The organism is Actinomadura pelletieri DSM 43383 (assembly GCF_003634705.1).
GTDB classification, from domain to species: Bacteria; Actinomycetota; Actinomycetes; order Streptosporangiales; family Streptosporangiaceae; genus Spirillospora; species Spirillospora pelletieri.
On the sequence record NZ_RBWU01000001.1, the window covers coordinates 1,271,327 to 1,284,006 of the forward strand.

Annotated in this window: 15 protein-coding genes and 1 riboswitch; of the genes, 7 read left to right on the forward strand and 8 right to left on the reverse strand. The window is 69.5% G+C overall.

The features are described from left to right. Nucleotides 1–3 precede the first annotated feature (3 nt). Together BZB76_RS05705 and BZB76_RS05710 are read left to right on the forward strand one after the other, a co-directional pair. Entirely contained in the window at nt 4–645 is a 642-nt protein-coding gene (locus BZB76_RS05705) for a hypothetical protein (protein WP_121433184.1), read from the forward strand. Further along, entirely contained in the window at nt 642–1,580 is a 939-nt protein-coding gene (locus BZB76_RS05710; protein WP_121433185.1) for a carbohydrate kinase family protein, read from the forward strand. Before BZB76_RS05705 ends, BZB76_RS05710 begins: the two co-directional genes overlap by 4 nt. Nucleotides 1,581–1,584: 4 nt before the next feature. Here the strand turns inward: BZB76_RS05710 and BZB76_RS05715 are convergent, their stop codons facing one another. Both BZB76_RS05715 and BZB76_RS05720 read right to left on the reverse strand, forming a co-directional pair. Continuing rightward, nucleotides 1,585–3,708 carry an ATP-binding protein gene (locus BZB76_RS05715; RefSeq protein ID WP_121433186.1) on the reverse strand — a complete coding sequence of 708 codons (2,124 nt, stop codon included), beginning with the start codon at nt 3,706–3,708 and terminating at the stop codon, nt 1,585–1,587. Between the two features lie 254 nt (nt 3,709–3,962). After that, nucleotides 3,963–4,790, reverse strand: a complete 828-nt coding sequence (locus BZB76_RS05720) for an MBL fold metallo-hydrolase (RefSeq protein WP_121433187.1) — start codon at nt 4,788–4,790, stop codon at nt 3,963–3,965. Between the two features lie 126 nt (nt 4,791–4,916). On the opposite strand from BZB76_RS05720, the gene BZB76_RS05725 reads away from it, so the two are divergent. From BZB76_RS05725 to BZB76_RS05745, 5 genes are all read left to right on the forward strand, one after another. Continuing rightward, on the forward strand, nt 4,917–5,741 hold the full coding sequence (locus tag BZB76_RS05725) for an SAM-dependent methyltransferase (RefSeq protein WP_121433188.1): 825 nt from the start codon (nt 4,917–4,919) through the stop codon (nt 5,739–5,741). Continuing rightward, entirely contained in the window at nt 5,738–5,959 is a 222-nt protein-coding gene (locus tag BZB76_RS05730; protein WP_211342843.1) for a DUF397 domain-containing protein, read from the forward strand. Before BZB76_RS05725 ends, BZB76_RS05730 begins: the two co-directional genes overlap by 4 nt. A gap of 80 nt (nt 5,960–6,039) precedes the next feature. Beyond that, nucleotides 6,040–6,882, forward strand: coding sequence for a helix-turn-helix domain-containing protein (locus tag BZB76_RS05735; protein ID WP_170180521.1), 843 nt, complete (start codon nt 6,040–6,042; stop codon nt 6,880–6,882). A gap of 23 nt (nt 6,883–6,905) precedes the next feature. Beyond that, a complete protein-coding gene (locus tag BZB76_RS05740) occupies nt 6,906–7,103 on the forward strand; it encodes a DUF397 domain-containing protein (RefSeq protein WP_121433191.1) in 198 nt (65 codons plus the stop codon). A gap of 376 nt (nt 7,104–7,479) precedes the next feature. Beyond that, nucleotides 7,480–8,241 carry an ATP-binding protein gene (locus BZB76_RS05745; protein WP_121433192.1) on the forward strand — a complete coding sequence of 254 codons (762 nt, stop codon included), beginning with the start codon at nt 7,480–7,482 and terminating at the stop codon, nt 8,239–8,241. A gap of 62 nt (nt 8,242–8,303) precedes the next feature. Here BZB76_RS05745 and BZB76_RS05750 read toward each other — a convergent pair whose 3' ends face one another. From BZB76_RS05750 to BZB76_RS05775, 6 genes are all read right to left on the reverse strand, one after another. After that, nucleotides 8,304–8,450 (reverse strand): hypothetical protein, encoded by a 147-nt coding sequence (locus tag BZB76_RS05750; RefSeq protein ID WP_121433193.1) that lies wholly within the window; start codon nt 8,448–8,450, stop codon nt 8,304–8,306. A 19-nt stretch (nt 8,451–8,469) separates the two neighbouring features. Then, entirely contained in the window at nt 8,470–8,595 is a 126-nt protein-coding gene (locus tag BZB76_RS36310; RefSeq protein ID WP_281273846.1) for a hypothetical protein, read from the reverse strand. A 379-nt stretch (nt 8,596–8,974) separates the two neighbouring features. After that, nucleotides 8,975–9,112: a hypothetical protein gene (locus BZB76_RS36635; RefSeq protein ID WP_121433464.1), complete on the reverse strand. Its 138-nt coding sequence runs from the start codon at nt 9,110–9,112 to the stop codon at nt 8,975–8,977. Nucleotides 9,113–9,143: 31 nt separating this feature from the next. Then, nucleotides 9,144–11,393 (reverse strand): 5-methyltetrahydropteroyltriglutamate--homocysteine S-methyltransferase, encoded by a 2,250-nt coding sequence (gene metE / locus BZB76_RS05765; RefSeq protein WP_121433194.1) that lies wholly within the window; start codon nt 11,391–11,393, stop codon nt 9,144–9,146. A gap of 99 nt (nt 11,394–11,492) precedes the next feature. Further along, a riboswitch (cobalamin riboswitch) is annotated at nt 11,493–11,699 on the reverse strand. A 44-nt stretch (nt 11,700–11,743) separates the two neighbouring features. Next, nucleotides 11,744–12,205, reverse strand: coding sequence for a hypothetical protein (locus tag BZB76_RS05770; protein WP_121433195.1), 462 nt, complete (start codon nt 12,203–12,205; stop codon nt 11,744–11,746). Nucleotides 12,206–12,256: 51 nt separating this feature from the next. Then, entirely contained in the window at nt 12,257–12,565 is a 309-nt protein-coding gene (locus BZB76_RS05775) for a hypothetical protein (RefSeq protein ID WP_121433196.1), read from the reverse strand. Between the last annotated feature and the right edge of the window lie 115 nt (nt 12,566–12,680).

Below are 12,680 nucleotides of genomic sequence, written 5' to 3' on the forward strand. Positions count from 1 at the left end.
GAGATGAGAACAGACATCGCTGACGGCCTTGTCGTCACGCATGTGTTCGGCCTGGAGCAGGTGCTGTGCCTGACCCGTCCCGGCAACGACGCCGCGGACGGCGCTCCGGCGGTGCTGACCATCCCGAGGGGCGGCTGCCCGCACGAGCCGCGGCTGGTGCTGTTCGGCGATCACGGCGCATGCGGTGCCGCCAAGCTTGGGTCGCTCCTGTTCAGCGACTCGCACGTCGTCGCGTCGTGCGATGACGACGGACGGCGCGAACTGGCCGACGTCCTGACCGGCGGCGCGTTCCGCGTATCGGTCGGCGTCCCGGAACGGCTCCGCCGGCGGCTGCACCGGTATCCGGGGTGCAGCGTCGCCGTGGTCCGGCGCCGCAACGACCACCTGGCCGTGGTCAGGGACGAGGCGACGGTCGTGACGCGCAGTTCGCCCGGCGCGACCGAGATGTGGGACGCGATCTGCGGCTCGTTCCTCTACTGCTGGTGGGGCGCCGGGCTGCCCCTGGCCGAGCTGCCTCGGGCGGCGCTCGTCGTCGGCCGGTTCACCGTGTCGTCCGGCGGACGTCCAGGAACCCTGGAAACCGTGGGACGCGCACAGGTCACGGCGGTGCCCACCGACTCGTCGGCGAGGAGGGCGGCCTCATGACCGTCCGCACCGTGGTGGCCGGGGCCGCCAGTTGCTACACGACACTGCGCGTGGACGAGTTCCCACTGTCGTACGAGCCGACGGCGCCGCCGACCTGGGCGCACTTCAGCGTCTCCGGGGCCGCCACACATATCGCGAGGGTCCAGGCGGGCCTGGGATGCGACGTCCGCCTGTGCACCGTCGTCGGGGAGGACGTCGCCGGACAGGCGATCCGCTCGGAACTGTGCCGCGGGGGCCTGCTCGGAGCCGGAGTCGTCGCATCGGAGTCGTCCTCCCTGGGAATCGTGCTGGTGGACCGGAACGGCCGCAGGATGGGAATGCCGTACCTCGCTCCCGTCGACGGGTTCGCCTACCCGTTCCCCTTGCTGCGCGAGCAGGCGCGGGACGCCGACCTCCTAGTCCTGACGAACGCCCGGTTCGTCCGGCCGCTGGTCGAGCCCGCCGCCACGCTCGGAATCCCGATCGCGGTCGACGTCCACCTGATCGCCGAGCTGGACGACGAGTACGGCCGCCCCTGGCTGGAACACGCCCGGATCGTCTTCTGTAGTCACGAACGGCTCCCCGGCCCCCGCGCATGGATCGCGGGAATGTTCGCCCGGTACAAGCAGTGCGAAATGGTCGGAGTCGGACTGGGCCCCGGCGGCGCCATGCTAGGCCTCCGAGACGGAACACTCATCAGGGTCGCCGCCGCGCCCCCGCCCCAAATCATCAACACCTCCGGCGCCGGTGACGCCCTGTTCGGCACGTTCCTCGCGGAATGGCTCCGAAACGGAGACCCGGTGGCGGCACTCCAGAGCGCCGTCCTGCACGCGGGCTGGAAGATCGGCCACCGCCTCCCCGCCACGGCCTCACTGCCGACGCCCCGACTCACCGCCCTACGCGAACGCACCCCACCACCGACCCGCCTGGGCCGCTGGGACCGCTGGGACGGTTGACCGGCTAGGAGTCGCGGTCCAGTTCGGTCAGGCGTTCGTCGAGGATTCTGGTCGGGGCGCCGGTTCCGGCCAGGATCTCCCGGGCGGTGGCGTAGAAGTGGCGTGCGTCGTCGGTTCGTCCGTCCTGGCGGGCCAGGTCACCCAGGACGTGCAGCGCGTCGCCCTCGCCGATGGCCGACCCGATTCGGCGCATCATGGCGAGGCCCTCGTCCACGGCGCCTGCGGCCGCCTGGGTGTCGCCGCCGAGCGCGTGCGCCTGGCCGAGCAGGATCAACGCCCTGGCCCGGTTGTAGGTGTCGGGCTCGGCCGCGAGGAGCGTCACGGCCCTGACCAGCGCGTCCGCCGCTTCGGCCGCGCGTCCCGACCTGATGAGGGCAGCTCCGAGGTCGCACAGCGTGAGTGCCGTACGGCGCTGCTCGCCCTCGGCGCGGAACACCTCCAGGGCGGCCGTGAACTGGGCCGCCGCGGCGTCGACGGCTCCGCGGTCGAGTTCGAGCAGCCCCAACCGGCGGCGCGTGCTCGCGACCCGTGCCGGGACGTCGAGCCGTAGCCACAGGTCGAGGGCGGCGGTGAAGTCGTCCGCCGCCTGGTCCAGATGGCCGAGTTGCCGTAGGGCGAGGCCGGTGCGGTTCAGCATCTTCGCCTCGGCGACGGGATCGTCCGCCGCGCGTGCCGCCGCCAAGCCGATCTTGTCGTAGTCGAGCCGTTCGACATGGTGGCCGCGATGCATGAACAGGGGCCAGCTCGCGTCGACCAGAAGCCAGACCTGGCGGTGCAGCCCCTGGTCCAGCGCGTGCCGGGCCACCGCGCGGAGGTTGCCGAACTCGTCGTCGAGCCAGTCGAGGGCGTCCGCCGCGTCGTCGAACTCCGGCGGTTCGGGCACGGGGTAGCCGGGGTCGGTGAGCCGACGGTACGGCGCGACGGACCGGCTCGCCGCGAGCGTCGCGGTGACCAGCCACTCCGTCAGGCGGCGTATCCCCTCGCGGCGTTCGGGCTCCGGGTCGTGCTCCTCGGCCAGCTCGACGGCGTGCAAACGGACGAGGCTGTGGAAGCGGTAACGATCGGCGGGAAGGTCGTCCAGAAGATTGGCCTCGACCAGGAGGTCGAGTGCCTCCTCGGCGGCGAGGACCGGGACACCGGCCAGGGAGGCCGCCATCCGGCTGTCGAACGTCCCGCCCGGGTGCAGTCCGAGGAACCGGTACAGGCGTTGTGTCGGGTCGGGGAGGTTCTGGTAGGAGAGCATCAGGGCGGCTCTGATCGTCATCTCGTTTCCCGCGTCCTGGGCCGACAGCACCCGGAGTCGCTGCCGTTCGTGGGCGAGGGCCCGCACCAGCCGCGCGAGCGGCCAACGCGGTCTCGTGGCGAGTCGCGCGGCCGCGATGCTCAACGCCAGCGGCGAGCGGCCGCACTGTTCCACCAGCTCCTCCGCCATGCCGCGTTCGGGACGGGTCCGTTCCGCGCCCAGCGAGACGTCGAGGAGTTCGAGCGCCGCGGCATGGCTGAGCGGATGCAGTTGGACGGCCCGGGCGCCGCGCATCAGCAGGCCCGCCAGCCGCCACCGGCTGGTCACCACGACGACGCTGCCGCCCGTGCCCGGCAGCATCGGGCTCACCTGCGCGGCGGAATGGGCGTCGTCCAGGACGATCAGCACACGGCGCTCGGCCGTCATGGAACGAAAGAGCGCCGACCGTTCGGCCAACTCGGCGGGAACGGCCTCCTCGGCGACGCCGAGCGCACGAATGAAGCGCCCCAGCGCCTCCACCGGACGGACGGGACCGGCGGCGGAATGCCCCTGTAGGTCCAGGAACAACTGTCCGTCGGGGAAGTTCTCCTTTTCGCCGTGCGCCCAATGCAGCGCGACGGTCGTCTTGCCGATTCCGGCGGGGCCGCTGACGACGACCACATCGCCTTCCGCCGACCCCTCGCCGATCGCGGCGAGGGCGCCCGCCCGGTCGACGAGGAGCCCCGCGCCGGGGAGTTGCCGTGGCACGGGCGGGGTGGACCGACGCTGGTGGAAATGGATATCGCCGAGTACGTCCCGTGTTTGGAGGACCGTCCCGGAGACGGGTGTGCTGAGTTCGTTGACGTGCCCACGCGGCTGTCCGGACGCACCGGGATTTCCGATCATTTCCCTGGCAGAGTAGAGAGCACGGACCTCCAATTTTCGGCCAAGAGAACGGCGGTGTCAAGTTCGCGACGCCATTTTCGTCAGTTCCCTACAAATCATTATAATCGGAACGAACAAATACCGGAATTGATATCCGGCAAAAAGTGGGCCGCGCACTGTTGTACCGCTGCAAGGACGGCGAAACGCGCATTCTCGTCCACCATCGGACAATAGTGGTTCCGAGGAGGGAGGAGGGCAATGAGCCCCGAGACGGGTCAGGCGTGGGTGAAGGTGTGAGTCTGGCCCCGGTCGATGTAGGTGACGTCCCCTGACATGCCGCGCCGGTCGAGTTCGCGGCGCAGGTCGTCCAGCGACGACGTGAAGACCGTGTAGTCGTCGTGATGGACCGGGACGGCGTTCGCCGGACGGATCGCCGCCAGAAGGTCCGCGCCCTGCGTCGCGTCCATGGTGACGAGGAGCCCACCGGGCAGCTTGGTACCGCCCAGATGCACGATGGCGAGGTCGATGTCGCGGTTACGGCGCGCGATCTGGTGGATTCCGTCGAACATCAGGGTGTCGCCGGTGATGTAAAGGCGGAACTGCACGTCGCCGGTGGCCGGGCTGAACTCCAGCAGGCTGCCCATCACGGGCGGGAGAAGCCTCCGGGCGGGGCCGAGCGCGTGGCGGCCTGGCATGGCGGTGATGCGCAGCAGCGCCCCGTCCTTGGCCAGGGTGTGGGACTCCCACGTGCGCAGGCCGACGGCGTGGCGGAAGCGCTGCCGCCCCTGGAGGCGGCGTGCCGCGTGGGGCGTCGTGACGATCGGCAGGCCGCGGTCGAGTTTCGCGCGGGCCACCCGGTCCCAGTGGTCGCCGTGCAGGTGGGACAGGACGACGGCGTCCAGGCGGGGCAGTTCGTCGATGTCGAGGGCCGGGTCCGTCAGCCGCCGCGTCGTCAGACCGAACCCGAGGTAGGCGCGCTGCCCGCGGTGCAGGAAGTTGGGGTCGGTCAGGAGCGTGAACGGTCCGCAACGCAGAATCGTCGTCGCGTTGCCGACGAACTGCATCGTGCACTGCCTGAGCGCGAGTTCCGGCGCGGTCTTCATGGTCGTCCCCCCTCCGGCCGGTGTGATCCCCCCGTCATGCCCGGCGGGATCGGAACGAACCATCGCCGCATAAGGCAGGCTGTTTCATATTCGTGCATCACAAGTTGCGGCAAGGGAGACCAATCGGTGAGCGAGATCGAGCAGGCTCCACCCGGGGTGGACGTCACCGTTCCGAGCGCGGCCCGGCTGTACGACTACTACCTCGGTGGAACCGACAATTACGAGGTCGACCGTAAGGCCGCGGAAATGATCCGTGCGAAGATGCCCGAGTTGGAGGACGCGGCGTGGGCGAACCGCGGGTTCCTGCAACGTTCGGTGCGATGGTTGGCCGAACACGGGATCCGGCAGTTCATCGACATCGGTGCCGGGCTGCCGACGCGGAACAACACGCATGAGGCGGCGCAGGCGGTCGCACCCGACGCGCGGGTCCTCTACGCCGACAACGACCCGATGGTTCGGGTGCACGCGGACGCCCTGCTGGCCGGGTCGACGGGCACCGCGTTCATCACCGCCGACTTCCGTGACCCGGACGGCCTGCTCGATCACCCGACGACCCGCGCGACCATCGACTTCGCCGAGCCCGTGGCGCTGCTGGTGGTGGCGCTGACCCACTTCGTCCCGGCGGAGGACGACCCGTGGGGGCTCGTCCGGCGCTACATGGCGGAGCTGGTTCCGGGCAGTTACCTGGTGCTGTCCGCGATCACCGGCGACCGGCAGTCGCCGCGGGCCATCGCCGCGATCGAGGGGGTGTACGCCAACGCGAGCGCCAAGGCCCATCTGCGGAACCGCGCGGAGATCGCCCGGTTCTTCGAGGGGCTGGAGATCGTCCCGCCGTACGAGGGCGCGGCGGCGGAACTCGCCTTCGTCGGGGAATGGGGCGCCGAGGACCCGGAGGCCGCCGACAGTGACGGATCACGCTGGGGATATTGCGCAGTGGCGAGGAGGCCATGATGAACAAGCCGTCCCTAGAGGAATTGGGCGTCGATCCCGAGGCCTTGGAATGGAAACGGTCGGGAAACGGTGAGAGCGCCGTCGAAGTGGCCTTCGTCGGCGCCTGGACACTGCTGCGCACCACGGGCGGTGAGCTCGTCTCGGTGTTCGACGAGCACGAATGGGCGTGCTTCCTGGACGGCGTGAAGAACGGCGAGTTCGATCACGCGGCCACATGACTTCCCGGTCAGATCTGTGATTCACAAATCCCGAAGGCGTATGCTGATGGCGGTCGTCTCTCTCAAGGGAGGTGGTTCCGTTGAGTGAGGCCTACGGGGCCACCATCGCCAAACGAAGGCTGGCGCGCCGCCTGAAGGAGCTGCGCGTCGAGGCGGGCTACACGGCCAACCAGGTGTGCGACCGGCTGAACTGGGGCCGGGGCAAGGTCGGCCGGTTCGAGGCCAACAGTTGGGTCCGGCCCGAGCTGAGCGACATCCGCGACCTCGCACGGATCTACGCGGGCAGCGACCTCGCCGAACTGGAGGAGCTGGCGGCACAGGCGCGGCACCGGGCGTGGTGGCGCGAGTACCCCGATGTCTTCGACAACGAGTTCCCCGGCTACGAGGGCGACGCGACCCACATCCGGGTGATCATGCCGTTGGTGCTGCCGGGGCTGCTCCAGACGCTGCCGTACATGCAGGCGCTGCTCGCGTCCGGGTCGAAGTCGCCCGAATGGCGCGAACGGGCCCTGCGAGCACGGCTGAGACGGCAGCAGATCCTCGACCGGGACGACGGAACGGCACCCCAACTGGTCGCCCTCATCACCGAGGCGTCCCTGATGTACGAGTGGGGAGATCCGGGCGATCGTCGTACACAGCTCCGGCACCTGCTGAAGGCGTCGGCCCGTCCGGGGATCGAACTGCGGCTGCTGCGGTTCTCGGACGGCCTGCACCCCGGCATGTCCACGCTGGTCAACATCTTCCGCTTCCCCGGCGACGAGCCGCCCATGGTCTTCCTGGAAAACGACGCCGACATCCAGGAGATCGACACCCCCGGCAGTGTGGAGGCGTATGACCGCATATTCGAGCAGATCCGTGAGGCGGCGCTGAGCCCCGCCGACACGGCGGAACACCTGGAGAAGCTGATCACCACATTGGAGTAAGACTTACCTGGAGCTGGAGCGAGATGGACCTCTCTCAGGCACGCTGGTTCAAGGCCCGCGCGAGCGCGAGCAGCAACGGTGGTTGCGTCGAGGTCGCCGACCTCGAGACGGCCACGGGGCTGCGGGACAGCACGACCCCCGAGGCGGGCGCGCACATCATTCCCCGTCCGGTCTTCGCGGCGTTCCTCGACGACGTACGATCCGGCCGATACGACCGCTGACCAGCCGATTTCCCGTCCGGGCCGGGTAGTGACCGGGCCGCACACCGGATCCCCCAGGGCTGCATCTCTGGGGGATCCGCACGTGTGCGGCCCTCTCTCAGGCGCCGACAACGGTACAGCGGCGGCGCCGAGCCGTCCGTTATCTGCCGGTACACGCTTCGATCACCAGGGGTGAACGCGTTATGACGGCAATAGGACGCGAGCGTGAACGTCTCAGTCGAGGACCGACCCGCTTTGTCGTGCATTGGGCTTCCGGTGCTGGAATGTGCGAAGCTTGGATCTGTGATTCACACATAGCGAGTCGCGAACCATCGGGTTCATGTCCCGACTGTGATCTGTACGGCTGAGCTCCGCGAGACCTCCGAGGGTGGGTGTCATGACGAAGGCCGCGCCGGTGTGCGGGAACCCCTGGAACCTGGAACACGGCGGATGCGCGGCCCTCTCCCTGCCCACGGACGAGTCCATCGCCGCCGTCGCGCGAGCCCAGGTCCGCGGCCTGCTCCACTCGCTCGGTCTCGCCGTCCAGAACATTCACGACCTCGCCGTCATGGTCAGCGAACTGGCGACCAACGTCCTCCAACACGCCACGTCCGGCCCCGGACTTCCCGGCGCCGAATTGTGGGTGTACCAGCGCAGCGGCGAGTGCGGACGCGACGAACTGGTCGTCAAGGCGTTCGACACGCTGCGACAGTGGCACCATCGCCCACACACGACCGGTGACCTGCTCGAACACGGCCGGGGGCTGCAGCTCATCGAGATCCTCGCGGACGGCAGGTGGGGTCATCACCCGTCCCGTTCCCGGCTCTGTTCCCCGTCCGTCCGCGGCAAGGCCACCTGGTTCGCCGTCCCGGTGTCCCGCCCCTCACAGGGCCGCCACATCCGGCCCGTCGACGAGCCGCACGCGATGAAGAACCTTCAGACGCTGCTCGTCCAGCGCGGCGTCGACCGGCTCGCACCCAGGGAGGAACTCGGCGTCACCGTCCTCTCCAGCCCCGGCGACCTGACTGTGTGGTGCGAAACGGCGACGTTCCGCTGGTGCGCCCGCTCCGGCGAAACCGGAAAACTCCCGGTCACCGACATCACGGAGGTGTGCGAGCAGCTCGTTCGCCTCCACGAGGCGATGGACGATCGCGGTTAGAGGAGGGGGTCGTATGGCCTGACCGCAACGAGAGCGGCGGTCAGGCCATACGACACCGCGAATCAGCCCACCCCGACCCGAACAAGCCGCCCCGCCGTGACCACGTTCCGCAAGAACGCCTCCGCCTCCGGGTACCCGCAGGTCTTCAGACCGCAGTCGGGGTCGACCCACAGCCGACCGGGTTCCACCGCCCGCAGCGTCCGCCTCAGGTTTCCTCCATTCCGTGAATCAGCCGGTCACATCGGCACGGACGTGCCGCGCCGCGGTGACCAGGTTCTGCGGGAACGCCTCTGTCTCCAGGTAGGCGCGGGTCTTGAGGCCGCAGTCGGGGTTGCCCGGCCGAGCGGGTTCCATCGCCCGTAGCGTCCGCCGCGGGTTCTCCTCCATCCCTTGGATCAGCCGGTCACGTTGGCGCGGACGCGGCGGGCGGCGGTGACCAGGTTCCGCAGGGGGACGCCTCTGTCTCCGGGTAGGCGCGGGTCTTGAGGTCGCAGTCGGGGTTGGCCCGGCCGAGCGGGTTCCATCGCTCGCAGCGTCCGCCGCGGGTTCTCCTCCATCCCTTGGATCAGGCGGTCACGTTGGCGCGGACGCGGCGGGCGGCGGTGACCAGGTTCCGCAGGGACGCCTTCGTCTCTGGGTAGGCGCGGGTCTTGAGGTCGCAGTCGGGGTTGGCCCGGCCGAGCGGGTTCCGCCGCCCGTAGCGTCCGCCGCGGGTTCTCCTCCTTCCCTTGGATTAGCCGGTCACGTTGGCGCGGACGCGGCGGGCGGCGGTGACCAGGTTCCGCAGGGACGCCTTCGTCTCCGGGTAGGCGCGGGTCTTCAGACCGCAGTCGAGGTTGCCCCAGAGCCGACCGGGTTCCGCCGCCCGCAGCGTCCGCCGCGGTGTTCGTCCTTCCCGTGGATCAGTCGGTCACGTTGGCGCGGACGCGGCGGGCGGCGGTGACCAGGTTTCGTAGGGATGCTTCTGTTTCGGGGTAGGCGCGGGTCTTGAGGCCGCAGTCGGGGTTGACCCAGAGCCGAGCGGGGTCCACTGCCCGCAGTGCGCGCCGGAGGTTCTCCTCCATCTCCTCGGCGGACGGGACGCGCGGCGAGTGGATGTCGTACACGCCGGGCCCGATGCCGTTCTCGTACCCGGCGGCGCGCAGGTCGGCGACCAGTTCCATGTGCGAACGCGCCGCCTCGACGCTGGTCACGTCGGCGTCGAGTTCGCCGATCGCGTCGATGATCTCGCCGAACTCCGAGTAGCACATGTGCGTGTGGATCTGCGTGCCGTCGGCGACGCCCGAGGTCGCTAGTCGGAACGCGCCGACCGCCCACCGCAAGTACGCCGGACGGTCGGCGTCGCGGAGTGGGAGCAGTTCGCGGAGCGCGGGCTCGTCGACCTGGATGACGCGGATCCCCGCGGCCTCAAGGTCGGTGATCTCGTCCCGCAACGCGAGCGCGACCTGCCGGGCGGTGTCGGCGAGGGGCTGGTCGTCCCGGACGAACGACCAGGCCAGCATGGTCACCGGCCCCGTCAGCATCCCCTTGACCGGCTTGCTCGTCAGCGACTGCGCGTACGTCGCCCACTCCACCGTCATCGGACGTGGCCGCGCCACATCGCTGTGCAGGATCGGCGGACGGACATACCGCGACCCGTACGACTGCACCCACCCGTGTTCGGTGGCGGCGTACCCGTCGAGCTGCTCGGCGAAGTACTGCACCATGTCGTTGCGTTCGGGTTCGCCGTGCACGAGAACGTCCAGGCCGAGGTCCTCCTGAAGCGCGATGACCCGGGCGATCTCCTCCTTCATCGCGCGCGAGTAGGCCTCGTCGGTGATGCGCCCGGCGCGGTGGTCGGCGCGGGCCCGGCGGATCTCGGGGGTCTGCGGGAACGAGCCGATCGTCGTCGTCGCCAGTGGAGGCAGGCCCAGCGCTTCCTGCTGGACGGCGAACCTGGCGGCGCGGTCACCCCGGCGGGTTCCGTCGCCGAGCGCGTCGAGCCGGGCGCGAACGTCCGGGTCGACGCCCGCCGGGGGTGCCGGGACCTCGGCGGACGGCGGGACGTCCTCCCGCAACGCCCGCCCTAGCGCGACGACCTCGTCGACCTTCTGCCGCGCGAACGCGAGCCGTCCCCGGACGTCCGGGTCCAGCGATGTCTCGGCGTCGAGGTCGAGGGGCACGTGCATCAGCGAGCAGGACGTGCCGACCACGACGCGGTCGACGAGTCCGAGCAGCGCGGCGCAGGTGGCCTTCGCGCGGCGCTGGTCGGTGCGCCACACGTTCCGGCCGTCCACGACCCCCGCGACGAGGGTCTTGCGCGGCAGCCCGCCGACCGAGGCCAGCAGGTCGAGGTTGTCGGGGCCCGCCACGAAGTCGAGCCCGACGGCCTCCACCCGGCTCGCGGCCAGAACCCGCAGGGCGTCCGTGCCGATCGTCCCGAAGTACGTGGCGACCATCAGCCGCGGTCTGCTGGTCAACCGCCCGAGCCGCGCGTAGGCCCGCCCGAGCGCGTCGATCTCCTCCTCCGTCCGGTCGGCGACCAGCGCGGGTTCGTCCAGTTGCACCCACTCCGCGCCCGACCCGGCCAGCCGCTCCAGCACTTCGGCGTACACGTCGACGAGCCCGTCGAGGAGGTCGAGCGGCCGGAACCCGTCCGGCGAGCCCTCCGTTGACTTCGCCAACAGGAGATAGGTGAGCGGACCGATGAGCACGGGACGCGTCTCGATGCCGAGCGCCTTCGCCTCCCGGTACTCGGCCAGCGGCTTGGCCGCGGACCCGTCCGCCAACCGGAACCGCGTCTGCGGCCCCACCTCGGGGACGATGTAGTGATAGTTCGTGTCGAACCACTTCGTCATTTCCAGCGGCGGCAGGTCCTGCACGCCGCGCGCCATCGCGAAGTACCGGTCGAAGCCGCTGAGCCGCCGGTACCGCTCGGGGACGGCATCGACCAGCACGCTCGTGTCGAGCACCTGGTCATAGAACGAGAACGTGTTCGACGGAATCGCGTCGAGGCCCGCTTCACGCAGGCCCGTCCAGACCGCCGCGCGCAGTTCCGCGCCGGTCTTCGTGAGCGCGTCGGCGTCACCGCGTCCGGCCCAATAGTCCTCGGTGGCGAACTTCAGTTCCCGGCGCGCTCCGATTCGGGGATATCCGAGGATCGTGGTGTTCATGGCGGCATCCCTCGCTCTGCCACGGGCGACCCGCGGGGGCAGGGCACGCTGCACGCGCGCCGCAGACCTTCCCGCGAGGCCGCAGACCACCGCGCGCCGGTCGGCGCACGGGCGGAGGCAGGTCTTCGGACTCGCGGGCACCGCCTCTTCCGAGGCGTCCTACTGGCCGTCGCTTCCCAGGCCATACGGCCCAGTGCGTATGACGGCGGTCGTTCCCGCTCACCGCTGCGGGGCAGTCCCGGATTTCCACCGGGTTCCCTCTTACGACACTCGTCTCCGAGTGAACCATCCGCACCTCGAAGTCTAGCGAGCCCCCGCAGTCGGTTTTCGGGTGCCGTCGTGTACGGAGATCAACGGCGGAGGAATCCTCGTTTTCTGAAGAAGTTCGCCATGTCGTCGAAGACGGAGGCCGTCTGTTCTGCCGCCCACTCCTCGGAGAGGACCGCGCTACCGACCTGTGTGTCGTAGGCCTGAAGCCCTGTCGCGGCTTCGACGATCTCGCTGATGGCGCGGAGTCGTTCGGCGACACTCCTGGCGGCATCCCCTTCGGACCAATAGGGCACGGACAGAGACCACTCGCGGGAGATGCACCTCGCTTGAATCGCGGTCGGCATGTGGACGATCTCCCACGTAGGTGGATTCTCCGTGACCGACACGTCCCCGAGAAGCTCTCGCACCCGGGTGACGACCAAGTCCCATTCCGGCGGACGAGTAAGGATGTCGGGGCCCGCGGCGCGTTCCTCCAAGTCGTCCATGGCCTCCTCCCACGATTGGCCGGGCTTGCGCTCCACGAAGGCGATGCCATAGCTCATGGGCGCAATCTAGGCGCGACGTAGGACAGTCCCTGGACGACATCAGAGGCCTCAGCGGAGGTCGAACTTGACCTTGTCACCCTCCACGGAGGTGACCGTGATCTCCGCCGGGCCGACCCGGACGCGCTGTCCCACCGCGATCGGCATCGGTGCCGAGCCCTCGGCCGAGATGGTCATGCCCTGATCGGTGATCTCGGAGACGGTGAGATCGATGTCGTTGACCTCGATGCTCTGCCCCGACCCGGTCACGGTCACATGACATTCGCCGTTCACGCAGGTGTACGAGTTGGACTGGCAGCCGCTGAGCAACAACGTGCCACCCAGCGCCACGACGGCCGCAAGCGAGACGCGACGGACCATGAACCCCTCCTCTAAAAAGCCCCTTGCAGGAGAAATAGATGCGCCGAAGGCCGGTCGGGTTCCGTGAGGCGTCTCACCCGGGGCGCCGGTGGCGTGCCGCCGAGAACGCCGGAGC

Coding starts and splice junctions, on each gene's coding strand:
- BZB76_RS05705 (WP_121433184.1), top strand. CDS start 4: ATGAGAACAGACATCGCTGACGGCCTTGTCGTCACGCATGTGTTCGGC.
- BZB76_RS05710 (WP_121433185.1), top strand. CDS start 642: ATGACCGTCCGCACCGTGGTGGCCGGGGCCGCCAGTTGCTACACGACA.
- BZB76_RS05715 (WP_121433186.1), bottom strand. CDS start 3,708: ATGATCGGAAATCCCGGTGCGTCCGGACAGCCGCGTGGGCACGTCAAC.
- BZB76_RS05720 (WP_121433187.1), bottom strand. CDS start 4,790: ATGAAGACCGCGCCGGAACTCGCGCTCAGGCAGTGCACGATGCAGTTC.
- BZB76_RS05730 (WP_211342843.1), top strand. CDS start 5,738: ATGATGAACAAGCCGTCCCTAGAGGAATTGGGCGTCGATCCCGAGGCC.
- BZB76_RS05740 (WP_121433191.1), top strand. CDS start 6,906: ATGGACCTCTCTCAGGCACGCTGGTTCAAGGCCCGCGCGAGCGCGAGC.
- BZB76_RS05745 (WP_121433192.1), top strand. CDS start 7,480: ATGACGAAGGCCGCGCCGGTGTGCGGGAACCCCTGGAACCTGGAACAC.
- BZB76_RS36310 (WP_281273846.1), bottom strand. CDS start 8,595: ATGGAACCCGCTCGGCCGGGCAACCCCGACTGCGGCCTCAAGACCCGC.
- metE (WP_121433194.1), bottom strand. CDS start 11,393: ATGAACACCACGATCCTCGGATATCCCCGAATCGGAGCGCGCCGGGAA.
- BZB76_RS05770 (WP_121433195.1), bottom strand. CDS start 12,205: ATGAGCTATGGCATCGCCTTCGTGGAGCGCAAGCCCGGCCAATCGTGG.
- BZB76_RS05775 (WP_121433196.1), bottom strand. CDS start 12,565: ATGGTCCGTCGCGTCTCGCTTGCGGCCGTCGTGGCGCTGGGTGGCACG.